25 protein-coding genes are annotated in these 23559 nt (G+C 70.0%); 16 read left to right on the top strand and 9 right to left on the bottom strand.

The window, feature by feature from the left end; genetic code table 11:
• Positions 1-4: 4 nt before the first annotated feature.
• Complete coding sequence (locus IG04_RS0105455) at positions 5-721, bottom strand: spermidine synthase (protein WP_030475418.1); 717 nt, start codon at positions 719-721, stop codon at positions 5-7.
• A 79-nt stretch (positions 722-800) separates the two neighbouring features.
• Positions 801-1385: a CGNR zinc finger domain-containing protein gene (locus tag IG04_RS0105450; RefSeq protein WP_051768933.1), complete on the bottom strand. Its 585-nt coding sequence runs from the start codon at positions 1383-1385 to the stop codon at positions 801-803.
• Positions 1386-1509: 124 nt separating this feature from the next.
• On the opposite strand from IG04_RS0105450, the gene IG04_RS0105445 reads away from it, so the two are divergent.
• The gene (locus IG04_RS0105445; protein WP_030475416.1) at positions 1510-2361 is read left to right on the top strand and encodes an alpha/beta fold hydrolase; all 852 of its coding nucleotides are present in this window, start codon (positions 1510-1512) and stop codon (positions 2359-2361) included.
• Between the two features lie 94 nt (positions 2362-2455).
• Here IG04_RS0105445 and IG04_RS0105440 read toward each other — a convergent pair whose 3' ends face one another.
• Positions 2456-2941 carry a glutathione peroxidase gene (locus IG04_RS0105440; RefSeq protein ID WP_030475415.1) on the bottom strand — a complete coding sequence of 162 codons (486 nt, stop codon included), beginning with the start codon at positions 2939-2941 and terminating at the stop codon, positions 2456-2458.
• Between the two features lie 156 nt (positions 2942-3097).
• Between IG04_RS0105440 and IG04_RS0105435 the strand changes: the two genes are divergently transcribed.
• Positions 3098-3601 (top strand): M15 family metallopeptidase, encoded by a 504-nt coding sequence (locus IG04_RS0105435; protein ID WP_245815986.1) that lies wholly within the window; start codon positions 3098-3100, stop codon positions 3599-3601.
• On the opposite strand, the gene IG04_RS0105430 is transcribed toward IG04_RS0105435, so the two are convergent.
• From IG04_RS0105430 to IG04_RS0105420, 3 genes are read right to left on the bottom strand one after another with little or no spacing between them, the layout of a single operon-like run.
• The gene (locus IG04_RS0105430; RefSeq protein ID WP_030475413.1) at positions 3598-4422 is read right to left on the bottom strand and encodes a PaaX family transcriptional regulator; all 825 of its coding nucleotides are present in this window, start codon (positions 4420-4422) and stop codon (positions 3598-3600) included. The two genes, IG04_RS0105435 and IG04_RS0105430, sit on opposite strands and share 4 nt — an antisense overlap.
• A gap of 34 nt (positions 4423-4456) precedes the next feature.
• Entirely contained in the window at positions 4457-5329 is an 873-nt protein-coding gene (locus tag IG04_RS0105425) for a fumarylacetoacetate hydrolase family protein (protein WP_030475412.1), read from the bottom strand.
• 58 nt (positions 5330-5387) lie between these two features.
• A complete protein-coding gene (locus IG04_RS0105420; protein WP_030475411.1) occupies positions 5388-5804 on the bottom strand; it encodes a RidA family protein in 417 nt (138 codons plus the stop codon).
• A gap of 40 nt (positions 5805-5844) precedes the next feature.
• Here IG04_RS0105420 and IG04_RS0105415 point away from each other — a divergent pair, with 40 nt between their 5' ends.
• The 8 genes from IG04_RS0105415 to IG04_RS0105380 all read left to right on the top strand — a co-directional run bounded on the left by IG04_RS0105415 (position 5845) and on the right by IG04_RS0105380 (position 16840).
• Positions 5845-6327: a cupin domain-containing protein gene (locus IG04_RS0105415; protein ID WP_030475410.1), complete on the top strand. Its 483-nt coding sequence runs from the start codon at positions 5845-5847 to the stop codon at positions 6325-6327.
• Positions 6324-7223, top strand: coding sequence for an acyl-CoA thioesterase (locus IG04_RS0105410; protein WP_030475409.1), 900 nt, complete (start codon positions 6324-6326; stop codon positions 7221-7223). The genes IG04_RS0105415 and IG04_RS0105410 overlap by 4 nt, the downstream gene beginning before the upstream one ends.
• Positions 7224-7249: 26 nt before the next feature.
• Positions 7250-8836, top strand: a complete 1587-nt coding sequence (locus IG04_RS0105405; protein ID WP_051768931.1) for an AMP-binding protein — start codon at positions 7250-7252, stop codon at positions 8834-8836.
• On the top strand, positions 8833-11205 hold the full coding sequence (locus IG04_RS0105400) for a bifunctional salicylyl-CoA 5-hydroxylase/oxidoreductase (RefSeq protein WP_030475407.1): 2373 nt from the start codon (positions 8833-8835) through the stop codon (positions 11203-11205). Before IG04_RS0105405 ends, IG04_RS0105400 begins: the two co-directional genes overlap by 4 nt.
• Positions 11206-11406: 201 nt before the next feature.
• Entirely contained in the window at positions 11407-13725 is a 2319-nt protein-coding gene (locus IG04_RS0105395) for a DUF7617 domain-containing protein (protein WP_036013839.1), read from the top strand.
• 99 nt (positions 13726-13824) lie between these two features.
• Entirely contained in the window at positions 13825-14901 is a 1077-nt protein-coding gene (locus IG04_RS0105390; RefSeq protein WP_030475405.1) for a TetR/AcrR family transcriptional regulator, read from the top strand.
• A complete protein-coding gene (locus IG04_RS0105385) occupies positions 14898-15506 on the top strand; it encodes a hypothetical protein (protein ID WP_030475404.1) in 609 nt (202 codons plus the stop codon). The genes IG04_RS0105390 and IG04_RS0105385 overlap by 4 nt, the downstream gene beginning before the upstream one ends.
• A complete protein-coding gene (locus IG04_RS0105380) occupies positions 15494-16840 on the top strand; it encodes a PEP/pyruvate-binding domain-containing protein (protein ID WP_030475403.1) in 1347 nt (448 codons plus the stop codon). Before IG04_RS0105385 ends, IG04_RS0105380 begins: the two co-directional genes overlap by 13 nt.
• A 149-nt stretch (positions 16841-16989) precedes the next feature.
• On the opposite strand, the gene IG04_RS0105375 is transcribed toward IG04_RS0105380, so the two are convergent.
• Positions 16990-17577, bottom strand: coding sequence for a histidine phosphatase family protein (locus IG04_RS0105375; protein WP_030475402.1), 588 nt, complete (start codon positions 17575-17577; stop codon positions 16990-16992).
• Positions 17578-17791: 214 nt separating this feature from the next.
• On the opposite strand from IG04_RS0105375, the gene IG04_RS0105370 reads away from it, so the two are divergent.
• The 6 genes from IG04_RS0105370 (at position 17792) to IG04_RS0105345 (ending at position 22384) form a co-directional block, all read left to right on the top strand.
• Positions 17792-18253 (top strand): hypothetical protein, encoded by a 462-nt coding sequence (locus IG04_RS0105370; protein ID WP_144065245.1) that lies wholly within the window; start codon positions 17792-17794, stop codon positions 18251-18253.
• A gap of 84 nt (positions 18254-18337) precedes the next feature.
• Positions 18338-18664 (top strand): lycopene cyclase domain-containing protein, encoded by a 327-nt coding sequence (locus IG04_RS0105365; protein ID WP_030475400.1) that lies wholly within the window; start codon positions 18338-18340, stop codon positions 18662-18664.
• Positions 18657-18974: a lycopene cyclase domain-containing protein gene (locus IG04_RS0105360; RefSeq protein WP_030475399.1), complete on the top strand. Its 318-nt coding sequence runs from the start codon at positions 18657-18659 to the stop codon at positions 18972-18974. Before IG04_RS0105365 ends, IG04_RS0105360 begins: the two co-directional genes overlap by 8 nt.
• Positions 18961-19653: a class I SAM-dependent methyltransferase gene (locus IG04_RS0105355; protein WP_030475398.1), complete on the top strand. Its 693-nt coding sequence runs from the start codon at positions 18961-18963 to the stop codon at positions 19651-19653. The genes IG04_RS0105360 and IG04_RS0105355 overlap by 14 nt, the downstream gene beginning before the upstream one ends.
• Positions 19650-21173, top strand: a complete 1524-nt coding sequence (locus IG04_RS0105350; protein ID WP_030475397.1) for an FAD-dependent oxidoreductase — start codon at positions 19650-19652, stop codon at positions 21171-21173. Before IG04_RS0105355 ends, IG04_RS0105350 begins: the two co-directional genes overlap by 4 nt.
• Positions 21170-22384, top strand: coding sequence for an NAD(P)/FAD-dependent oxidoreductase (locus IG04_RS0105345; RefSeq protein ID WP_245815987.1), 1215 nt, complete (start codon positions 21170-21172; stop codon positions 22382-22384). Before IG04_RS0105350 ends, IG04_RS0105345 begins: the two co-directional genes overlap by 4 nt.
• On the opposite strand, the gene IG04_RS0105340 is transcribed toward IG04_RS0105345, so the two are convergent.
• Both IG04_RS0105340 and IG04_RS0105335 read right to left on the bottom strand, forming a co-directional pair.
• Positions 22381-23244, bottom strand: coding sequence for a MerR family transcriptional regulator (locus IG04_RS0105340; protein ID WP_030475395.1), 864 nt, complete (start codon positions 23242-23244; stop codon positions 22381-22383). The genes IG04_RS0105345 and IG04_RS0105340 overlap by 4 nt on opposite strands.
• Positions 23241-23528 (bottom strand): WhiB family transcriptional regulator, encoded by a 288-nt coding sequence (locus IG04_RS0105335; protein ID WP_030475394.1) that lies wholly within the window; start codon positions 23526-23528, stop codon positions 23241-23243. The genes IG04_RS0105340 and IG04_RS0105335 overlap by 4 nt, the downstream gene beginning before the upstream one ends.
• Positions 23529-23559: the final 31 nt, after the last annotated feature.

Genomic DNA, 23559 nt, shown 5'->3' with positions numbered 1-23559 from the left:
GAGGTCAGCGGCGCCGCGCGAGGTAGACGGTGTTCGTCGAATCCCTTTCCTGCAGCGGATTCGGGAAGGTGACGACCTCGGCCCGCACGTCGGTGAAGACCGTGGCGAGAGTGGCGGCGTACTCGTCCTCGGGCGGGTCGTTGGACCACAACGCGAACACCCCGCCGGGCGTGAGCAGCGCGGCGAGGCGCTGAGCGCCTTCGGCGGTGTAGAAGTCGGCATTGGACGGGTGCAGCAGGTGGCGTGGTGAGTGGTCGATGTCGACGACGATGGCGTCGAACAGCCTGCCCGGCGCCGCCGCGTCGAAACCCTCTCCGGAGCGGGTCAGGGCGAAGAAGTCGCCGTGGACCAGCTGGCACCGCTCGTCGGCCGCCAGCGTCCTCCCGGCGGGGATGAGGCCCTGCTGATGCCACTCGATCACCTCGCCGAGGGCGTCGACGACCAGCAGCGAGCCGACGTTCGAGTGTTCCAGCACCGTCTGTGCCGTGTAGCCGAGACCGAGGCCGCCCACGACCACGTTCAGCGAGTCCCCGGACAGTTCCGCGAGTGCGAGGTGGGCCAGTTCGACCTCGGCGACGGTGAACAGGCTCGACATCAGGAACTCTTCGTTGAGCTTGATCTCGTGGATCTCCCTGCCGGTGCCGGGTTCGAGCCGGCGGCGCAGGCTCAGCTCACCCAGCGGGGTCTGGCGGTAGTCGAGTTCCTGGAAGCGCGCACTCATGCGGCGGCACGCTACCCCGTGTGCACGGACGGGTGACCTCAGCGGTGCGTTCGTGAGGGGTCTCGTCCGATGTGGACGATCAGGCGCGCGTGCGCTCGTAGTGCCGGGCGACCCGGGCCCGGTTGCCGCACACGTTGGCAGCGCACCAGACCCGGCGCTTGTTCTCCGCCAGGAACAACATCGAACACGCCGGGTTGGCGCACGCGCGCAACATGTCCAGCCGTTTCCGGTCGGCCAGCAGCCGGATCGCCTCGCCCGCGATCGCGGCCAGCGCGGGGTGGCCGTTGTAGTCGTCGTGCCACCGGACCCCTGCTCGCGCTTCGGCTCCCCAGCCGTCGAGATGCGGGCTTGTGGGCACCGCGGCGGCGACGGCGTTGAGGTCCGCGATCAGTGCCGGATCAGGCGTGCGCTGGGTCAGGTGGGCGTCGAACAACTCCCGCAGCACCGCTCGGAGCCGGCGGGTCGCGCTCATCGGCGGCGGCGCCGCGCCGGGCAGCCGATCTGCCTGCAGCGCCCACCAGGTCGCGTGCCCGGCCTCGTCCGCGAGCAGGTCCCGGACCGGGTCCAGGCACAGCGCGTGCGTGTCCACCAGGTCGAGCGCCACGAGCGGCTCGGCGCCCATGGGGAAGCCTGCCGCCTGGAACTCGGGCAAGGTCGCGGCCACGCCGTCTCCTAACGGTTGAAGCAACGATCGAGACGTTAGCAGATTCTCGCCAGGAACGCTTGCAGCGCGCGACCTAACGTGTATACGGTCGTGCTATCCATTAGGACGACACGAGGAGAACGACATGCCCGCGATTCGCCACCGCCACGTCGAGGTCGACGGCCTGAAGGTGTTCGTGCGCGAGGCCGGTGACGCGAGCAAGCCCGTCATCGTGCTGCTGCCCGGCTTTCCGTCGAGCACCCGCGCCTACGTGCGGCTGATCGACCGCCTCGCCTCCGACTGGCACGTCGTCGCGATCGACTACCCCGGCTTCGGCTCGTCCGACCCGCTGCCCGGCGTCCCGACGTTCGACCGGCTGGCCGAGGTCACGGGCCAGGTCATCGACCTGCTCGGCATCGGCGACTACGCCGTCTACATGTTCGACTTCGGCGCGCCCGTCGGCTTCCGGATCGCGCTCGAGCACGACCGGCGCGTCCAGGCCGTGATCACGCAGAACGGCAACGCCTACGTCGAAGGCTTCGGCCCCGATGCCGAGGCGTTGAACGCGTGGTGGAGCGAGAAGGCCAAGTACCAGGACGCCGTCGACTGGGTCGTCAGCCTGGAGGGCACGCGGCACCAGTGGCTGGTGGGCGCGAAGGACCCCGAGAACATCGACCCCGAGCAGGCGCTGGCCGACCAGGCCGTCATCGACCTGCCCGGCCGCGCCGACTACATGAAGTCCCTGTTGTGGGACTACCAGACCAACCCCGGCCGTTACCCGTCCTGGCAGGCCTGGCTGCGCGAACGGCAGCCACACGTCCTCGCCGTCTGGGGCCGCAACGACACGTTCTTCGTCGCGGCCGGCGCCGAGGCCTACCGCCGGGACGTGCCCTCCGCCGAGGTCGTGCTGCTCGACACCGGTCACTTCGCCCTGGAGGAGGCGGCCGACGAGATCGCCGATCACGTGAACAAGGTGCTGGCGAAGACTTTCGCCTGACCGTTACATCAGGATGAAGTAGGGCGTTCAACGTTCCGCCGGCCGCCGTGGCGCGACAAGATATCTATTGGTGGGACAAGGACGACTCGCAGTGCTACCGCAGCGCGGCCTCGATCGCCTCGGTGATCACGGCGTCCTCGGGCTCGGTGCGCGGCCGGAACCGGGCGATGACCTGACCATCCCGCGAGACGAGGAACTTCTCGAAGTTCCACTGCACGTCACCGGCGGTCCCGTCGGCGTCCGCGTGCTTCGTCAGCTCCTGGTAGAGCGGGTGCTGGTCCGGCCCGTTGACCTCGATCTTCTCGAACAGGGGGAACGACACCCCGTAGGTGGCCGAGCAGAACGTGGCGATCTCCTCGGACGTGCCCGGCTCCTGGCCCATGAACTGGTTGCACGGGAAGCCGACCACGGAGAAACCCTCGGTCCCGTACTTCTCCTGCAACCGCTCCAGACCCGCGTACTGCGGGGTGAGGCCACACCGGGAGGCGACGTTGACGACCAGCGCCACCTTGCCCCGCACCGCGCTCAGGTCGCCGGGCTCGCCCGCGAGCGTCTGGACCGGGATGTCGTAGATCTCCATGCCACCAACGTAGTTCATGCCTCCCGCTCACCGGGAGCGGCCAGTCCAGGTCCGCCTGCTGTCGACGGTTCGTTGCACAACGAGCACATTCCGCTGGCCGTCCGGCGACATCGCTCCTGAACGCTCGAAGTCGTGACTGGTAAAGGAATTTGGACGGTGCTCCTGCTCGCGGTGGTGACGGCCTGCGCACCCGCCGGACCGCAGGCGGCGAGCCTCCAGATGAAGATGACCGAAGACGGCAGCATCCCGGAGAACGAGAGCATCTCGCTGGACGACGACAAGCACGCCGCGATCGCCCGCCTCGATCCCGCGCTGCTCGCCGCCATGCGGAAGGCGGCGGCGGACGCGAAGCTCGCCGGGGTCGAGTTGCGGGTGACGTCGGGCTGGCGCAGCCCGGAGTACCAGCAGCGGCTGCTGGACGAGGCCGTCGAGCTGTACCGCAGCGAGAAGGAAGCGCGGCGGTGGGTGCACCCGCCGGACAAGTCCGCGCACGTCACGGGCAAGGCGATCGACATCGGGCCGACGAACGCCGACGACTGGCTCATCCAGCACGGTTCGGACTACGGGTTGTGCCAGGCCTACGCCAACGAGATGTGGCACTTCGAGCTGCTGACGACGCCTGGTGGCCAGTGTCCGCAGCCGCAGAGCAACGCCGGCTAACGGCCGTGAATCACGGCCAGCGCGTGTTCGCGGGCAGGTGCGCTCAAAGTGGTGTTGAGCTGCTCGAACAGGGCCTCGGCCGTGACGCCGTTCCAGCCGGGAGGCAGCAGCGAGAGAGGAAGGCCGGGGTCGCTGTACGGCAGGCGGCGCCACGCGGTGAGCATCGGCACGTACGTCTGGAACGCCTGCTCGGGTGAGGTGATGCCGGCATCCAGGACGGGGCGGTGGCGGCGCAGGAAGTCGGCGTACAGGTCGGCCAGTTCGTCCAGGTCCCACCAGGCGCGGACCTTGGAGCGCAGGTCGCCGAACGCGAAGTGGTCGCCGGTGAAGATGTCCACGTACTCGGACAACCCGCGGCGCTCCAGGGTGCGGCGGGTCTCGGTGGCCAGGTTGCCCGGTGCCACCCACACGCCGGGGGCCGTGGTGCCGAAGCCGAGCTGGGTCAGGCTGGTGCGCAGGGCGTGGCGCTTCTCGCGTTCGGACTCGGGCACGGAGAACACGACCACGAGCCAGCCGTCCTCGGTGGTGGCCCGGCGGCGTTCGAAGATGCGGGTGTCGCCCTCGGCCAGGGTCTCCAGTGTGGACTCGGCCAGGGCGTAGCCGGCGCCGTCGCGGCGTTCGGCCCGGACGACGCCCCGGCGCTTCAGGCGGGAGATTGAGGACCGGGCGGCCTGGCCGTCCACGCCGAGGTCGGCCATGAGCTGGACGACGGAGGCCACGGAGAGCCAGTTGTGCTCGCCGCGCGCGTAGAGGCCGAAGATCGTGATGATGAGCGGGCCGAGCCGGTCGCGACCGGCGGGAGCCGCGGCTTCCACGGTCATGTCCGCGACGTTCAGTGCCCTCTCCTCACCTTGATCAGCTGCCGGCGAGCTTAACGCCCGGCCCGGCGAGGTCGGTCAGCGTGACGGTGTTGCGCAGTTCGCCCAAGCCGCTGACGCGCGTGACCACGACGTCGCCGTCGCGCAGGAAGAGCTGCGGTTCGCGGGCGTTGCCGACGCCGCTGGGAGTGCCGGTCAGGATCACGTCGCCGGCGCGCAGGGTCATGCCGTGACTGAGCTCGGCGATGATCCGCGCGAAGGAGAACGCCATCTGCGCGCTGGTCGCGTCCTGCAGCAGGACACCGTTGACCTCGCACTGGACCCGCAGCCCGCCGAGGTCGTGGATCTCGTCGACGGTGGTCAGCCACGGTCCGAGCGGCATCGTGGCGTCGAGACTCTTGCCCTTGAGCCATTGGCCGCCGTGCGCGCGTTGGAGATCGCGCTGCGAAACGTCGTTGGCGACGAGGAAGCCGAACACGTGGTCCAGCGCCTTCTCCTCCGGGATCGAACGGCCGTCGCGCCCGATGACCATCGCGATCTCGGCCTCGTAGTCCCACTTCTGGGACAACCCGGGGTCGTAGGCGATGGCGTCGTGCGGCCCGACGACCGTGTCCGGGCCCTTGGTGAAGAAGGTCGGGCGCAGCGGACGGGAGACCGGGTCCTGACCCTCGCGCTTGCCGGCGGACTCCTCGAAGTGGTCCCAGTAGTTCCAGCCGGTGCAGAGGATGTCGCGGTTGAACCGGTGCAGCGGCGCCTCCAGCCGCACTTCCGCCAGCGGCAGGACCTCGCCGGTCTCGACCGGAGCGCCCCGCACGACGTCATCGACCGTGCACGACAGCAGCGCGATCGACTCCCCGTCGACGACACCGCCACGACGGACGCCGCCGACCGTCACAGAAGCGAGCTTCACCCGCGAACCTCCTCGACTATCGCGTTCACGTTGCGTAGATCATGAAAGCGCTATCGATTCAGCTGGGCCTGACCAGCCGGTCTTCCGGGATCACGGCGACGCCGAGGATCTCGATCAGTGCTTCCGGCTGCCACAGCGCGGTGCAGCCGATGCCCGCCATGGCCGGGTAGACGGGGCCGGCGAGCTCGCGCCACACCTTGCCGATCTCCCTGCCGTGAGCCTGGTAGTCCGGGATGTCGGTGAGGTAGATCGTGATGCTGACCAGGTCCTCCGGTTCGCCCCCGGCCGCGCGCAACGTCGCCAGCACGTTGCCGAACGCCTGGCGGAACTGCTCGACGATGCCACCGGGAACGATCTTCATGTCGGCGTCCAGGGCGGTCTGCCCGCCGAGGTGGAGGGTGTTGCCGGCGAGGGTGCCGTGGGAGTAGCCGCTCGGCGCCGGAAGGCTGGCCGGGTTCACTGCTGCTGGCCTCATGAGTATTGACACTATCTGACGGTCGTGAAGAATACGAGATATGGAGCCCGACCTGAGCAAGTACCAGCTCGACGGCGACAACTCGATGTACCGGCTGCCCAGCGGCCTGGTCGCGCCGGTCGTGACGCGCGGCGGTGCCGAGAACCCGGACACCGCGAACTCCGGCGGTGCGATCCGGATCTCGGGGGTGAGCATCCAGCACACCCCGGCGACGAAGCTGTGGTTCGGGAAGGTCACCAACGAACCGGGCTACCGCTCGGTCACCCACCACCACGGCGAGGCCGAGACCGGCGGCTACGTGCTGTCCGGCCGGGCGCGAATCTACTTCGGGGAGAAGTTCGAGGACTACGTCGACATGGAGGAGGGTGACTGGGTGTTCGTGCCGCCGTTCATGCCGCACATCGAGTGCAACCTCGACCGCAACAAGTCGCTCACGTGGATGACCACGCGGACGCCGGAGAACATCGTCGTGAACCTCGACGACGTGCCGGACGAGGACCTGCGCGACTGGCTGAGCCGATGACGCCCGTGCCGACTTCGGCGATCTTCACCGAGGCCATCGCGCTGGAGAAGGCCGATCCGGAGCACTTCGACCTCGCCTTCACCGCCGTCACCCAGCCCTGCCCGTGGCCCAAGGCCTACGGCGGGGACCTGGTCGCCGCAGCCGCAGCCGCCGCCATGCGTTCGGTGACGGACGGCAAGACGCTGCACTCGATGCACAGCTACTTCCTGCGCCCGGCCGACATCGGCGCCCAGGTGCGGTACGAGGTCGAGCTGCTGCGCGACGGCCGCGGCTACAGCACCCGGCAGGTCCGCGGCTACCAGAACGGCAAGCCCCTCTACGCCTGCCTCGCGAACTTCGCCGCGGGCGAGCCGGGCGGCGGGTATCGGACCGAGTTCACCGGCGACCTGCCAGGCCCGGACGAGCTGGAAAGCTCCGCGGACTTCCTCGCGGGACGCTCCGGCGGTTCGATGACCGAGGAGTCGAAGGCCTACTGGTCCGGCGGCCGCAGCTTCGACATGCGGCACGCGCCCGGCCCGGTCTACCTCGCGGTCGAAGGCGAGAAGGTCCCGCACCAGGCCGTGTGGATCAAGCCGTTCGACGCGCTGCGCCCGGTCGACGGCCTGACCGACGCCCAGCGTGACCTCGCCGCACTGGCCTACGTCTGCGACTACACGATCCTCGAGCCCGTCCTGCGGGTCCTCGACCTGCCGTGGGCCCGGCCGGGCCTCGTCACCGCGAGCCTCGACCACGCGATGTGGTTCCACCGCGAGGGTCCGATCGACGACTGGCTCCTCTACGTGCAGGAGGCCGTCGCCGCCGACGCGGGCCGGGGACTCGGCCACGGCCGCTTCTTCACCCGCGATGGCCTCCACCTCGCCACCGTTGCCCAGGAGGGCATGATCCGCGCTTCCTGACCCGCCGCCCGGGAAGGACTTCACCCATGGACACCTTCGCTCGCGACCACTTACCTCCCGCGGCGCTGTGGCCTGCCATCGAGTTCACGACGCCGGAACTGGACTACCCGGCCCGGCTCAACGCCGCCACCGAGCTCATCGACGTCCCGGTGGCGAGGTTCGGCCCCGACCGCCCCGCGCTGCGCACGCCGGCGGGGGAGACGTGGTCCTACGGCGAGTTGCTGACCCGCGCGAACCAGGTGGCCCAGGTGCTGACCGAAGAGCTCGGTCTCGTTCCAGGACAACGGGTTCTGCTCCGCTCGCCCAACAACCCGTGGACCGTGGCCGCGTGGCTCGGCGTCCTCAAGGCGGGCGGTGTCGTGGTGACGACCATGGCCGCGTTGAGGACCCGCGAACTCGCGCCGATCGTCGAGCGCACCCGTCCGTCGATCGCGTTGGTGGACCAGCGGTTCACGGAGGACGTCCGAGACCTGCCGTCGCTGACCGTGGTGGACTACGACGACCTCCAGGTGCTCGCCGCGACCAGGTCGGGGCAGTTCACCGCCGTGGACACCGCCGCCGACGACGTGGCGTTGCTGGCGCCGACGTCCGGCAGCACCGGCACACCGAAGATCACCGCGCACTTCCACCGCGACGTCCTGTCCATCGACAACACCTTCGGCCGGCACGTGCTGCGGCTGACCGAGGACGACGTCGTCGCCTGCACCGCCCCGTTCGCCTTCACGTTCGGCCTGGGCATGCTCGTCGTCTTCCCGCTGCGGGCCGGTGCCTGCGCCCTGCTGACCGAGGCCGCCACGCCCGCCCAGGTCGCGGACCTCGTGCAACAGCACGGAGTCACGGTGCTCGCGACGGCGCCGACCGCGTACAAGGCGATCCTGCGCGAGGGCATCGAGGCGAAGCTCGGCGGCCTGCGGACCGCGGTGTCGGCCGGCGAGCACATCCCCCAGGAGACCTGGCAACGGCTGCGGGATCGGCTGGGGCTGAAGGTGATCGACGGCATCGGCGCCACGGAGCTGTTGCACATCTTCATCTCTGCCGCCGGTGACGACATCCGGCCCGGCTCCACCGGCAAACCGGTGCCGGGCTACCGCGCCACCGTGCTCGGCCCCGACGGCGAGGAACTCGGCCCCGGCGAGCAGGGACGCCTCGGCGTGATCGGCCCCGTCGGCTGCCGCTACCTCGACGACGAGCGGCAGAAGGACTACGTGGTGGACGGCTGGAACGTCACCGGTGACGTCTTCCACCGCGACGAGGACGGCTACTTCCACTACCACGCCCGCAGCGACCACATGATCGTCTCCTCCGGCTACAACATCGGCGGCCCCGAGGTCGAGGAGGCCATCGACACCCACCCGGACGTGCTGGAGTCCGCTGTCGTCGCCAAGCCCGACGACGAACGCGGCGCGGTCGTCTGCGCCTTCGTGGTGCTGCGCGACGGCGTGCCGGGCTCCGACGCGAAGGCCAGGGAGATCCAGGACCACGTGAAGCGGACCATCGCGCCCTACAAGTACCCGCGCGAGGTGCGGTTCCGCACGTCGTTGCCGCGCAACGCCAGCGGCAAGCTGCAGCGCTTCGCACTCCGCAAGATCGTCGAGGACGAGGTGCTGACATGAGGATCGCAGCCAGAAAGATCGCGATCGTCGGAGGCGGCCCCGGTGGGCTCTACCTCGCCGCGCTGATGAAACAGCTCGACCCTTCGCATGATGTCACCATCTGGGAACGCGACGCTGCCGACGTGACGTTCGGCTTCGGCGTGGTGTTCTCCGACGAGACGCTCGGCGGGATCGAGAACGCCGACCCGGAGTTCGCCGAGGCAATGTCACGCCGGTTCGCGCGCTGGACGGACATCGACATCCACTACCGCGGCGAGAGCCACACCGTGGGCGGGCAGGGGTTCGCCGCGATGAGCCGCAAGGAACTGCTCGGTCTCCTCCAGCGGCGGTGCCGCGATCTCGGCGTGGTCGTGCACTTCTCGACGCCCGCGCCCGCCGCGGAAGTCCTGAGCGCGTCACATGACCTCGTGGTCGGCGCGGACGGCGTCAACTCGCTGGTGCGGCAGTCCTTCCCGGACGTCTTCCGTTCCACTGTGGACCCGCGCCGCAACAAGTACATGTGGCTCGGCACGGATCTGGTCTTCGAGGCGTTCCAGTTCTTCATCAAGGACACGCCGTGGGGGACCATGCAGGTCCACGGCTATCCCTACTCCGACAGCGGTTCCACGTTCATCGTCGAGATGCACGAGGACGTGTGGCGCCGCGCCGGTTTCGACACCGCCCAGGAGTTCGCGCCGGGTGTCTCGGACGAACACGCCGTCCAGCGGATCCGCGAGCTGTTCGCGGAGGAGCTGGCCGGCCACCAGGTGTTCGCCAACAACTCGAAGTGGCTCAGCTTCACCACCGTGCGCAATGAACGGTGGCACCACGGCAACGTCGTCCTCGTGGGCGACGCCGCGCACACCGCGCACTTCTCGATCGGCTCGGGCACCAAACTCGCGATGGAGGACTCGCTCGCCCTCGCCGCGTGCCTGCACGAACACCGTGACGTCGAGACCGCGCTGACGGCCTACGAGACCGAGCGGCGCCCCGTCGTCGAGTCGACCCAGCGGGCTGCCCAGGCGTCCCTGGAGTGGTTCGAGAACATCGGCATGTACGCGGAGCAGGAGCCGACCCGGTTCTGCTTCAACCTGCTCACGCGCTCGCGCCGGATCACCTACGACAACCTGCGCACCCGCGACCCGGAGTTCGCCGACCGCGTCGACGCCGCCTTCGCCGCCTCCCAGGGACTCCGGAGCACGGCCCCGGCGATGTTCCAGCCGTTCCGCCTGGGACAGCTGGAACTCAAGAACCGCGTGATCGTCTCGGCGATGGACATGTACTCCGCCGTCGACGGCGTGCCGGGCGACTTCCACCTCGTCCACCTGGGGTCGAAGGCCATGGGCGGCGCGGGACTGGTGATGACCGAAATGGTCTGCGTCTCGTCCGAGGGCCGCATCACGCCCGGCTGCACCGGTATGTGGACCGACGAGCAGCGCGACTCCTGGGCCCGGATCGTGGCCTTCGCGCACGAGCGGAGCACCGCCCGCATCGGCCTGCAACTCGGCCACTCCGGCCGCAAGGGCTCCACCCGCCTGATGTGGGAGGGCATGGACGAACCGCTGCCCGAGGGCAACTGGGACGTCATCGGCCCATCTCCGCTGCCGTACGGCCCCGGATCGCCGATCCCCGCCGAGGCCGCTCGCGAGGATCTGGACCGGATCACCGCGGAGTTCGTCGCGGCTGCGGAACGTGGTGCCGAAGCAGGGTTCGACCTGCTCGAACTGCACTGCGCGCACGGCTATCTGTTGTCCTCGTTCCTCTCACCGATCGCGAACCAGCGCACGGACGAGTACGCCGGTTCGCTGGCCAACCGGCTGAGGTTCCCCCTGGAAGTGTTCGACGCCGTCCGTGCCGTGTGGCCGGCCGAGCGCCCGATGATCGTGCGCATCTCTGCGACCGACTGGGTCGACGGCGGCAACACCGAGCACGACGCCGTGGAGATCGCCCGCGCGTTCGTCGCCCACGGCGCGGACGCGATCGACGTCTCCACCGGCCAGGTCACGGCGGACGAGCGCCCTGCGTACGGCCGCAGCTACCAGACGCCGTTCGCGGACCGCATCCGCCACGAGGTCACGGGCGCGGCCGTCATCGCGGTCGGCGCCATCGCCTCCTACGACGACGTCAACTCCATCCTGCTGGCGGGCCGCGCGGACCTGTGCGCGATCGGGCGCACGCACCTGTACGACCCGCACTGGACGCTGCACGCGGCGGCCGAACAGGGCTACCGGGCCGAGTGGCCGGTCCAGTACCGCGCCGGCAGCCGCAAGCCGCCGTCCGCGCGCACCGACGCCGTCCGGCCGCGGTTGTCCCTGCTGCGAGCCGACCCGCCCGACCGCACCGTGCACCTGCGCTGGACCCCGCACCGCGAGCATTCGCTTCTCGCATAGGCGTTTCAGTGGCGTTCAGGTGAAACTTGATTCGGCAACGAAATGGAATCTCTTGTCCGGTCACATGTTCAGCATTCGCACATTGGTCTGATGGTGCAGACATCACGTGCACGCGGGTGAGGGGGTTTTTCCCGCACAGAGGACGTCCCTAGCGTCGGCGGTCAGTTCCCGAACGAACCCGCCACCGAAGGGATCATGCTCGTGCGAAGACGTTTGCCGGCGATGGTGCTAGCGGGCGTGCTCGCTGGCAGCACGCTCACCGCCGCAGTACCCGTGGCCGCTCAGCCGCCCGTGTCCACTCTCACCAAGTCCGTGCAGGGCGTGTCCGATCCCGCCTCCCACGGCGATGTCGCCTCCTGGGTCGTGTCCTACCCGAACGGTGCCAACGGTGCCGCTTCGATCACCGACCCCATCGGCGCGGGCCAGACCTTGCTGGCCGGCTCGCTGCAGGTGCCGCCGGGCTGGACCGGCACCGAGGGCAACCCGGTCACCGCCACACACCCCGACGTGCGCAACGGAGGCAAGTCGTTCTCCAGCGTGCTGACGCCGCCGGTGCGGGCCAGCGCGAGCAGCACCGGCGGTGACGGCTTCATCCCGATGCTGCACCGCACGCCGGACGGGCGCCTGCAGGCGTGGAACGTCTACCACCACCTGGGTCTCACCGATCCGAAGCTGGTGTGCACCGATCTCGCGACGAGCTCGCTCTGTGCGGGCGGTCCGTGGCCGAAGCCGCTCAACACCGCGCCCGGCCCGCTCGGGACGGGGTACACGGGCGACATCTCCAGCCCCCTCGCGCCGCAGTACGTCCGCGACCCGGCGAACCCCGCCCGCGTGTACTACTCGGCCACCACGGCGTCCTCGATCGGCGTCGGCTGCCTCGACCTCGCCGCGCCGGGCAACTGCGGCTACTGGCCGCTGATGAACCGGACCGGGCAGACGTTCGAGATGGCGGGACTCGTCCAGGTCGGCGGAAACCTCTACGGCGTGGCGAACTCCGGGCACGTGGTGTGCTGGACGACCGCCACGCAGAGCCCGTGCGGGGGCCAGCCCTACGCGCCGATCGTGCCGTTCACCGACCACGGCGGCTACTACCTCGGCGCGCTGGCCGTCGCCGGAGGCAAGCTGTTCGCGTCGTCGTCGCTGTACGGCAGCGGTGTGCCCATGATGGGCTGTTTCGACCCCGGTACGACGAGCGCGTGCGCGGGCTGGCCGGCCCCGAAGACGCTCGGCCCCCCGGCCAACTACACCTACAACGCCTACACCGCTTACAGCACAACGGGTGAGGAGACCGGTGCGTGCGCGAGCACGTCCGGAGCCACGAACGTCACCACCTGTTACGCCATCGACGGTTCGCCGCTGTCCGGTGGCATGGGCGCGCTGGAGAGCCACACCTGGGTGTTCACCCCGGAGGTGGTGCGCACCGGAGACCGCGTGCGCAGCTACTTCGGTATCTGGAGCGGCCCGTACGTGGGCGCGACGGTGTGCCACGACTGGAGCACCGGGACGTCGTGCGCCGGAATGCCATCGCGCATCACACATCCGACGGTCAACAACGGCATCACGAGAGATTACGGCTACGCCTACGACGCTCCCACCGGCTGTCTGCTCGGGCTGGGAGACGCGGGCGTGCTGTTCTCACTGGATCCTGACACGGGGGCGTCGCCCTGCGTTCGCAGCGGCGCCTCCGTGTCGCTCAACCCCTCGCAGTTCTACTGCGACGGACAACCGCACACCACCACTTACAGCAAAGCACGGCTCATCGGCATGACACCAGCGAACGTGAACTTCGGCGCGTCGACAGTGAAGGCCGTGGACGGTGGTGGGAACCCTGTTGCCACACCGGGGTTCGCCCTGGACGGCACGGTGGACCTGACCGGCGTCACCGCCGGTTCGCTGACGCTCACCGCGTCGCTCGTGCTGAACAACGCCGCGGACTTCGGCGGCGGCAACCAGCCGTCCCTGGCCGTGGAGTTCAACGGTGACCCGCCACAGATGTGCTTCCGCACCACGATCTCCGCGGAGTGCGCGGTCACGTCCGTCGCGAACACGGCGAACGGGACCGACGCGACCGGCGGCTTCTCGTCCAACACGGTGACCCGTCAGGTCGCGCCAGGAACCGCGTGCCTGCCGAACGTGCTGGTGAACAAGGAGATCTGCGGTTCGTACACGCCGGCCAACTGCAAGGCGGGCGGCTCTGGTCCGTGGGTGAAGCAAGCACCCGTGGGCGTCCTCGGCCTGCTGAACGCCACCGCGTACTGGCGGGTCACCGTGACGAACAACGGCCCGATCCCGATCGTCGACGCCTACGTGGTCGACGACGTGGAACCGGCCTGCCGGACCGGGCCGTTCACGCTGCAGCCCGGTGAGTCGAACGTGGTCCACTGCTCGACGTACGCGTTGCTATCGCTGTTCCCCTTGACCAACAAGGCGAAGGCGAAGTACACGCCGGTCGGTGCCGGCCGCCTGTACAGCGAGTGGTCGTCCGCGAAGGCCTGTTCACTGCTCTGCGTGCTGGGCTGAGCCCGCTGGGTGTGGACCTGCTCCCGCCAAGCCGCAACTCGGACGTTAAGGTAATCTGGATGTTCAGAACATCTCGATTGCGCTCGGCGAGGAGTGGCGATGGTTCGGCTGACTCGGGTGCAGCAGCAGGCGCGTACGCGTGCCGCGGTGCTGGCGGCGGCACGGGAGGAGTTCGCCGAGCACGGTTTCGTGCCGGCGAAGGTCGACCGGATCGCCGAACGGGCGGAGCTGACCCGTGGGGCGGTGTACTCGAACTTCCCGAGCAAACGGGCGCTGTACCTGGCGGTGCTGATCGACCTGGTCGGGAAGGCGTCTGGGGGTGAGCCGCAGGCGACGGTGTCGCCGACATCGCGAGTCGACGCGCTCGGGGTGTTCGCGAGGGTCTGGCTCGAACGGTTGCCATTGGTGGGCGACGCGGCGCCGGGCGGGCGGCTGCAGTTGCGGTCGCTGGACGGGGTCTTCGAGGACGAACGCGGTCCGGCCGTGCTGGCGCAGCTCGCGCGGCTGGAGGCGTTGCTGCTGGCCATCGCCCTCGAACGGGGTGCACCGGCCCGGCGGGTGCGGCTGGCGGAACTGGTGCTGACGATGCTGGACGGCGCCGGTCACCGGGCCGAGACGTCGCCGGGGTTCGGTGACCCGTTCGACGTCGCGCACGCGTGCAGGCACATGGCCGAGATCGACCTGGAGGACACCTGGGCGCCACCGCACCTGCCGTACGTCGCCCCGGCGCGCACGTGTGCGGACGCCTGGACCGCGCCCGAAGGTCTCGTCGACCAGATCAGCGGTGAGCGGGTCGGCCTCGCGAACGGACTGGTGGTGGTGCTGGGCGCGAGTCGTCTCGGCGCGGCCGAGGAGGCTGTGCGGTCCGCGAAGCCCGGCGAACAGGTCACGCTGGCCATCGTCACCGGTGATCAGGAGGAGACAGGGCGCCTCGTCCGGCTCCGGGTGACGGACGCCGTCGGCTGTCTGAGGCGGGTGTTCGCGCCCGAGGTCTGGCAGCACGTCCGGCTGATGCTCGACGACGACGCGCTGGTGGCGTCCGCGATCGGTGTCACCGATCCCTGCGACGACACCGAGTCCGCGGTCAGCGTGCGGGACGGCGTGATCGTCGCGCGTGCCCACGGCCGCGGTGCCGGCCATGCGGCTGGTGCACGTCGGCGGGAGGCGACGTCGTGAGCAGAGATTTGCTGGTGCTGCACGCGTTGCGCTGCGTCGGTACCACCGGACTCACCCGCGTGGCGTCGTTCACGGGGCTCGACGAGTCCGATGTGGAGTCCGAGCTGATCGATCTCGCGGTCGCCGGTCTCGTCACGCACCACAGGGGTTTCGGGGGGTGGGCGCTGACGGAGTCCGGCCGGTCCGCCAACGCGGCGCGGACCAAGGCCGAGTTGGAGTCGGCCGGCACCCGTCCCGCGCTCGCCGAGGCGTTCGACGCGTTCCTCGTGCTCAACCCCGAACTGCTCGACCTGTGCACGGCGTGGCAGGTCCGGTCCACCGACGGCGTCACGACCATCAACGACCACAGCGACACCGCCTACGACGCCCGCGTCCTCGCCTTGTTCACCGACTTCCACGCGCGTGCCGTCGTGGTGATCGCCGCTCTGGCCGCCGCCGTGCCCCGGTTCGGCCGTTACGACGCTCGCCTGTCCGAAGCCCTGGACCGCGCTCAGGCGGGGGAGTTGGAGCGCCTGGCCGACGCCATCGACTCGTTCCACACGATCTGGGCGGAACTGCACGAGGACCTGCTCGCCACGTTGGGAATCGCGCGATGGAGTGGGTGAGGCACCTGTCGGGCGCGCTCGGCGAACCGCCGGAAGTCGTCGGCGGCAAGGCTCACGGCCTCGTGCTGCTGCACCGCCTCGGCCTGCCGGTGCCAGCCGGTTTCGTCGTCACCACCGAGGCCTGCCGGGTCTTCCTCCGCACGGGCCGGCTTCCCGGCGATCTCGCCGACGAACTGGCCTCCGCCATCGAAGTCCTGGGACCGTCGACGGTCTCGGTGCGTTCCGGGGCCGCCGTGTCGATGCCCGGCATGATGGACACGATCCTCAACCTCCGCCTCACGCCGGACTCGCTCGACGAGGCGCTGAAGTCGGTGTTCGCGTCGTGGAACACGCCCCGCGCCCGTACCTACCGCACCCTCCACGGCATCCCGCACGACCTGGGTACGGCCGTGGTCGTGCAGCGGATGGTCTTCGGAGACCGCGACGACCGCAGCGGCTCCGGCGTCGCGTTCAGCCGCGACCCCGGCACAGGCGAGAACGTGCCGTTCGGCGAAGTCCTCTTCGGACACCAGGGCGACGACGTCGTCTCCGGCCGGACGCTGACACTGCCCCTGCACACGATCGCGGACCGTGAACCCGCGGTCTGGCGAGACCTGCTCGACGCCCTGAGCCGCATCGAACAGCATTACCGCGACGCGTGCTACGTCGAGTTCACCTTCGAGTCGGGCGTGTTGTGGCTGCTGCAGGTGCGGCCGGGCAGGTTCACCGGCGCCGCCGCCGTCCGCCTCGCCACCGACCTGGCCGACGCCGGTGCGATCACCCGCGACGACGCACTCCTGCGGGTGGCGCCGCACCACCTCCGGCACGTCCGCGTACCCCGGATCGCACCGGATGCCGACGTCATCGCACGCGGACTGGGCGTCTGCCCGGGAGTGGCGGCGGGCAGGGTGGCGGTCACCTCCGACGAGGCGGTGCGCATGGCCGCCGACGGCCCGGTCGTCCTGGTGCGTCCGGAGACGTCACCGGAGGACATCCGCGGCCTGGCGGCGGCCACCGGCATCGTCACCGCGCGGGGCGGCCCGGCGAGCCACGCGGCCGTCGTCGCCCGCTCGATGGGAAAACCCGCCGTCGTAGGTGTCGCCGACCTTCACGTGGGCAGCGACTCGGTGGCGATGGGCGGGCGCACGGTTGGCGTGGCCGCGATGGTGACCATCGACGGGACCGGCGGTGAGGTCGTCCTCGGCACGCCGCGCGTCGTCACGGGAGGGGCGGACGAGCACCTGCGCCGGTTGCTGGGGTGGGCCGATGAGGTGTCCGGGGACTGTTCGGAGCGGGACGAGGCCGAGCGTCTGGAGGCCGCGCAGGCTGTGCTTCGGCGGCGCCAGGGCGCTTGAAGAGCGTGGTCGAAGGTGCTCAGGCGGCACGGAAGCGGGGCATGGCGCCTGCGGGAGTGTGGCGGCTGGCCAGGGAGCGTGGGCCTGCTTCGGCGCGTTGGCGGAGCGGCGGCCGGGTGTGCGGGCAGGGATGCGCGCCGGACGGCGGTTCAAGGTCGAGTGCCTGGGCCGAAGCCCGTCCAGCGCAGCTCGTCCGGCAGGTGGCTCATGTCGTTGTACAGCAGCAAGGCCGGTGGCGTGCCGTCGCGGAACTGGATGACGGTCAGCGCGGTGTTGCCGCAACTCATCGCCAGCCACCGGTCCGGCGGTGCGCCCAGGGCGTGCCGCACCAGCCACGCCACCTGGTAGGCGTGCGTGACCAGCACCTCGTGGGTCTCGGTCTCGGCGGGACGCGCGAACCGGGCGGTCAAGGACTCGGCGAGGCCCGCGCCCGCGGCTGCTTCTGCCGCGTCGTAGCCGTCGAAGAAACCTGCCCACGCGGGCGGGGGATCGGCCGGCACGTGCGGTACGTGGTCGACCAGTTCGGGGGCCTCGGTGACGGGGACGCCTGGCAGGTGCTCGCCCAGGATCTGGGCTGTGCTCGTCGCTCTGGCCAGGGGCGAGTGCAGGACGGCGTCGATCGGTGACCGGGCGAGGCGCTCGCCCAGCAGGTGCGTCTGTTGTTCACCGGTACCGGTGAGCTCGCCGAACGGATCTGCTGCGCCGTGACGGACCACGTAGAGGTGCCGCGTCGCCATCGTTAACCCTCCCAGGTTGTCAACATCGGGATGGTATCAACATCTGGAACGGGTAGTGGGCTCGAATGCGATGGTGCGGACGGGTGAACTGCGGGCCACTCGTCGTGCAGCGCGAGCCCGGTCGTTTGACCATGGCTGAGTTGCGATTGTGGCAACACAGAATTCCGTGTGCGGGGGCGCAGTCGGGGCCGATCGCGAAGGAGACCGGGAGTCGATGCATCGACTCGATGAAGTGCAGGCCAGGGAACTGACCCTGGCCGCGGTGGGTGCGGTCAACAGGCGCGATCACCTGTGGTCCGTCGACGCCGTGCGGTGCCTGGTGTCGGACGAGCGGACGCGGGTGGTCGCGATCGACACGTGTGCGGCGATCCTGCTGCGTGGTGTGCCGCGCGGCTCGCTCGAGCCGTCCGTCCGCATTCCGATCTCCGTGCCGGCGACGCGGGGTGACGCGACCTGCGCGCGGGCGGCCGAGGTCGCCTCGGAGGTGTTGAGCGGACTGGCGTGCGGTGATGATCAGCGCGTCGCCCTGGTGCTGGCGAGGTTGACGGAGGACCAGCAGTTTGACGCGGTGCTGGTGCTCGTACGTGCCACCGCGGCGTGGATCGACACTTACGTGGGCATCGACGGCGACACCGTGGACGCCTACTACGCGATCGCCAAGACGGAAACGACCTGACGGCGAAACCTCGATCTGACGAAGCCGGCTCGCCGTTGTGCAGACTCGTCGCGCCGCCCATACGGTCGTTGTGGGAGGTCGGTGATGCGAAGCCAGTACGAATACCTGATGGTGCTGGGTGTATGCGTGCTCATCACGCTGCCGCTGGAGTGGATGGGACGCGGCGTCTACCGCCGTGGCCCGGACCTGGCGCGTGCCATCGCGCCCGTGCTGCTCGCCCTCGCCGTCTGGGACGTCGTCGCGATCGTGCGAGGGCATTGGAGTTTTCATCCCGAGGCGACGACGGGGGTGTTGATCGGTGGGGTGCTGCCGATTGAGGAAGTCCTGTTCTTCGTGGCGATCCCGCTCTGCGCGGTGCTGACCTACGAGGCCGTGCGCGGGCACTCCGAGCGCTGGTTGCGTGATGGTTGAGGAGTACTCGTTCGCCGCGGTGGCGGCGGTTGTCGTGGTGCTGCTGCTGGAGTTCTTCTTGCTGCGCACGGGTTTGTTCAAGCGTCCGGCGTACTGGATCACGATGGCGATCGTGCTCGGGTTCCAGGTGCCGGTGGACGGATGGCTGACGAGGCTCGACGCGCCGATCGTGTTGTACGCGGACTGGGCGATCAGCGGGGTGCGGGTGCCGTGGGACATCCCGGTGGAGGACTTCCTCTACGGGTTCGCCATGGTCACCGCCGTGTTGTTGTTGTGGGAACGGGGAAGGCCGGCACGTGAACAAGCTTGAGGTACCGGCGAAGTTCGACCGGGCGGCCCGTGGTTACGACTTCCTGGTAGGACTGAACCCCGGCTATCACCAGGCGCTGCGCCTGTCCGCGCGAGCGCTCGGCCTGCGCCCCGGCATGCGGGTGCTCGACCTGGGCTGCGGCACGGGCGCCTCCACCGCCGCGCTGGTCGCGGCCGCGCCCGGCGTGGAGATCGTCGCCGTGGACGCCTCGGCGGGCATGATCGCGCGGGCACGGGAGAAGCGCTGGCCCGCCACGGTGAGGTTCGTGCACAGCCGCGCCGAGGACGTGGACGAGGGCGAGTTCGACGTGGTGTTCGCCGCGTACCTGGTGCGCAACCTGCCCGAGCCGGACGCGACGCTCACCCGGATCAAGGCTCTGCTGAGACCCGGCGGAACGCTGGTGCTGCACGAGTACTCGGTGCGCGACTCCCTGACAAGCACGGCACTGTGGACGCTGCTGTGCGGGTTCATCGTGCCGGCGGGATGGCTGGTCACCGGCGACCGTTCGCTCTACACCTACCTGTGGCGCAGCGTGATGGACTTCGACGGGGCGACGGCGCTGCGGGACAGGTTGCGGCGCAACGGCTTCGTCGGCGTGCGCAGCGCGCCGCTGCCGGGCCTGCAACTCGGTGTGGTGCACACCTTCCGCGGCCACGTGCCGGAACAGGAGCAGCGGTGAGGGATCGTAAGGCCGTGCGGATCCCGGCCCCGGCCGGTCGCGCGCAGTTCGATGGGACCGCCCCCGTCGTCGCCGTGGTGGGCGGTGGCATCGCCGGGCTCTCCGCCGCGACGCTGCTCGCCGAACGCGGGGCGCAGGTCGTGCTGTGCGAACGGGAGGACTACCTGGGCGGACGCGTCGGCGGCTGGAGCACCAGGCTCGCGGACGGCAGCGACGCCACGATGACCCGCGGCTTCCACGCGTTCTTCCGGCAGTACTACAACCTCCGGGCCCTGCTCGACCGCGTCGACCCGGCCGGACGTGCGCTGGTCGGAGTGCCGGACTACCCGTTGCAGCACGCCACCGGCCACCGGGACGGTTTCGCGAACCTCCCGAAGGCCGTGCCGTGGAACGCCCTCGCGTTCCTGCGCGGCAGCCCCACGTTCCGCTGGCGCGACCTGCCCGACGTCAACGCACGGGCCGCGCTGTCGTTGCTCGACGTGTCGGTGCCACGGGTGTACGAGGAGCTCGACGGCATCGACGCCGCGACCTACCTGGAGCGGATCCGGTTCCCCGAGGCCGCGCACGCCCTCGCCTTCGAGGTGTTCTCCCGCAGCTTCTTCGCCCACCCCACCCGCATGTCGGCCGCCGAGCTCGCGGTGATGTTCCACATCTACTTCCTCGGCTCCAGCGAGGGACTGCTGTTCGACATGGCCGCGGACCCGTTCCCGCACGGCCTGTGGGAGCCGCTCAGGCGCCACCTCGCCCTGGTGGGCGCGACGGTGTGCACGGGCACCGAGGCCAGGTCCGTGCTGCCGGGCGAGCACAGGCGGTTCTCCGTCACCATCGGCGATGGCGCGATCGAGGCGGACGCCGTGGTGCTCGCCGCGGACGTCCCGGGCCTGCGGGCCCTCGTCGGAGGCTCGCCCGCGCTCGGCGACGCCGCGTGGCGTGAGAAGGTCGGCGGGCTGCGCACCGCACCCCGGTTCCTCGTGTCGAGGTATTGGCTGGACACGCCGGTGGACGCGGACCGGCCCGGTTTCCTCGGCACCGGCGGCCACGACCTGCTCGACAACATCAGCGTCCTCAACCACTACGAGCACGAGGCACGGGCCTGGGCCGCACGCACGGGCGGTTCCGTGGTGGAACTGCACGGCTACGCGCTGCCGTCCGATGTGGACGAACAGGACGCACGCGCCCGGCTCTGGGAACAGCTCACCGAGGTCTACCCGGAGACCAAACGGGCTGGGGTCGTCGACGAACGCCACGAGCTGCGCGAGGACTGCCCGCTCTTCCCGGCCGGTGGGTACGCCACGCGGCCGGGAGTCACCACACCGGACGACTTCCTCGTGGTGGCGGGCGATCTGGTGCGCATCGACCTGCCGGTCGCGCTGATGGAACGCGCGGCCACCACCGGTTTCGCCGCCGCCAACCATCTGCTGAGCCGCTGGGGCGTCGCGGGCACGGATCTGTGGACGGTGCCGGCCGAGGGCCGCGTTCCGCTGCTGCGCTCGGTCGCCCGACGCTGGAGGACGTTGTGATCGTCGTGGTGGGAGCCGGTCTGGCGGGCTTGAACGCCGCGCTGGAACTGGCGGCGGCGGGCGTCGAGGTCACCGTGCTCGAGGCGGGCGACGAGGTCGGTGGCCGGGTGCGGACCGACGTCGAGGACGGCGTGCGGTTCGACCGCGGTTTCCAGATCATGCTGCCCGCCTACCCCGACCTGGCGCGGCTGGGCCTGGACCCGTTCCCGTTGCGGTACTTCAGGCCGGGTGTGTTCGTGCACGACGACGGCAGGCACGACCTGCTCGCCGATCCGCGCAGCGGGCCGGCGGCCTGGGACGGGTTCGTGCGCCAGCACGTCCTGAGCGCGCGGGACGTGGCGGCGATCGCCCGGTTCTCGGGTCCGGACGCCTTCGGGCCGGTGCGGCCCTTGCTCACCGCGCCGGACCGCACGACTCGCGAGGAACTGCGGCGGCTGGGCATGTCCGACCGTGCGGTCGAGGCGGTGTTCCGGCCGTTCCTGTCCGGCGTGTTCCTGGAACCGGAACTGAGCACGTCGTCGAGGTTCTTCCACCTGGTGTGGCGCAGTTTCGCCCGAGGCGGTGCCGTGGTGCCGGCGCTCGGCATGGGGGAGTTGCCGAAGGCGATGGCGGAACGGTTGCCCAAAGACGTCGTCCAGCTGGAGACCGCGGTGAGGGCCGTGCACGACACCGGCGTGGAACTGGAGGAGGGTGGCCGGATCGACGCCGACGCCGTGGTGGTGGCGACGGACGGCACGACCGCTGCCCGCCTGCTGCCGGGCCTGGCCGAACCCCGCTGGAACGGCGTGACCACCTGGTACTTCCGCCCGCCGCGGTCCCCGCTACGCGACGGGTGCCTGGTCGTCGACGCGGGCGGTGGCCCGGTCGTGAACACGGCGGTGATGTCGGAGGTGTCGCGCCCGTACTCGCCGTTCGCCCCACTGGTGCACGCCTCGGTGCTCGGCGAAGCCGGTGAGCAGGCCGTGCGCACGCACCTGGATCGCTTGTACGGCACGGACACCAGCCGGTGGGAGGTCCTGCGGCGCTACGACATCCCGCAGGCGATCCCCGCGATGACCGCGCCGCACCGATTGACGCAGTCCGTTCGCGCGGGCGGCCGCCGGTACGTGTGCGGCGATCACCGTGACACCAGCTCGATCCAGGGAGCACTCCACTCGGGGCGCAGGGCCGCGCACGCCGTGCTGGCCGACCTGCGCGGAGAGATCTTCTAGCGCACGAGGTCCAGCACGAGCCCGATCGCCTCGGTCAGGGACTTCGGCCGGCGTACGAACGACGGCAGCGCCACGCCGTCCCACCCGGAACCTGCGACCGCGATCACCGCCCCCGAGCGGGTGCCGAGCTCCTCCAACGGCACACGAAGCGCCAGGTCCTGCCGGTGCGCCCAGACCAGCACGACCTGGGGACACAAGCGGGCCACCGCGTCGCGCAACGCCTCGGCGGGCACGCGTGCTCCGAGGTTGCCCCACCTGCGGTCCTGTTCGGACAGTGCCGCGCCGAGAGCTTCCAAGGGAAGCCAATGCTGCTCGTCCGGTGCGCACGACATCAACACGGAGAGCGGACCGGGACCGCTGGTGCGCGGGATCCCGCGCAGTGCGTGCAGGATGCTTCCGCTCGCCAGGTGCTCGGTCTCCACGCCCTGACCGCTCGCGGCGACCAGTTCGCCGAGTTCGACCAGCGCCGGTACGAACACCGCGTCCCACGCGGCCACGACACCGTGCGCGGCGAGGAGCTTCGCGGCGAGATCGGCCATCGTGGGTTCGTCGAGACGTTTCGCGGCGCCCAGGAAACTCTGCTGTGCCATCAAGGCTGCCGCGGAGCCGATCGGAGTGCGCTCGCCGTCGGGCGGAGCCACCGGCTGCTTGCGCGCCAATACCGCCGCGGCGGACGCCGCCACACCCTGTGCGGTCAGCCCCACCATCCGGCGCAACACCTCGATGTCCGCGTCCTCGTAACGGCGGTGGCCGCCGTCGGTGCGGACGGAGGGCCCCAGGCCGTAGCGCTGGTCCCAGGTTCTGAGCGTGGTGGGGGCGATGCCGAGCATGCCGGCCACGGCGCGAGGCGTGTACGTCACGTTCTACGTGCGCGTTTCGACAGCATCGCCCTCAACTCACTCTCGCCGAGTCCACCCCAGATGCCGAAGGTCTCGTGCACCTCCAGCGCGTGCGATCGGCATTTTTCCATGACCGGGCAGCGCCGGCAGATGGCCTTCGCCGCGGCCTCGCGCTGGTCTCGCGCGGAGCCCCGTTCGTTGGGGGTGTGGAAGAAGTAGGCGCTGTCCATGCCACGGCACAGACCAGCCAGTTGCCAGTCCCACGACTCCACGACCGGCTGAGGCAGACGGGACAGTTCAGGCATGACGAGCACGTCCTCCGGTGAGTCGACGTTG

This window comes from Lentzea albidocapillata (genome assembly GCF_000719115.1).
Classification (GTDB): domain Bacteria; phylum Actinomycetota; class Actinomycetes; order Mycobacteriales; family Pseudonocardiaceae; genus Lentzea; species Lentzea albidocapillata.
The sequence above is the reverse complement of the archived record's forward strand: the minus strand, read 5'-3'. Positions and strand labels throughout refer to the sequence as shown.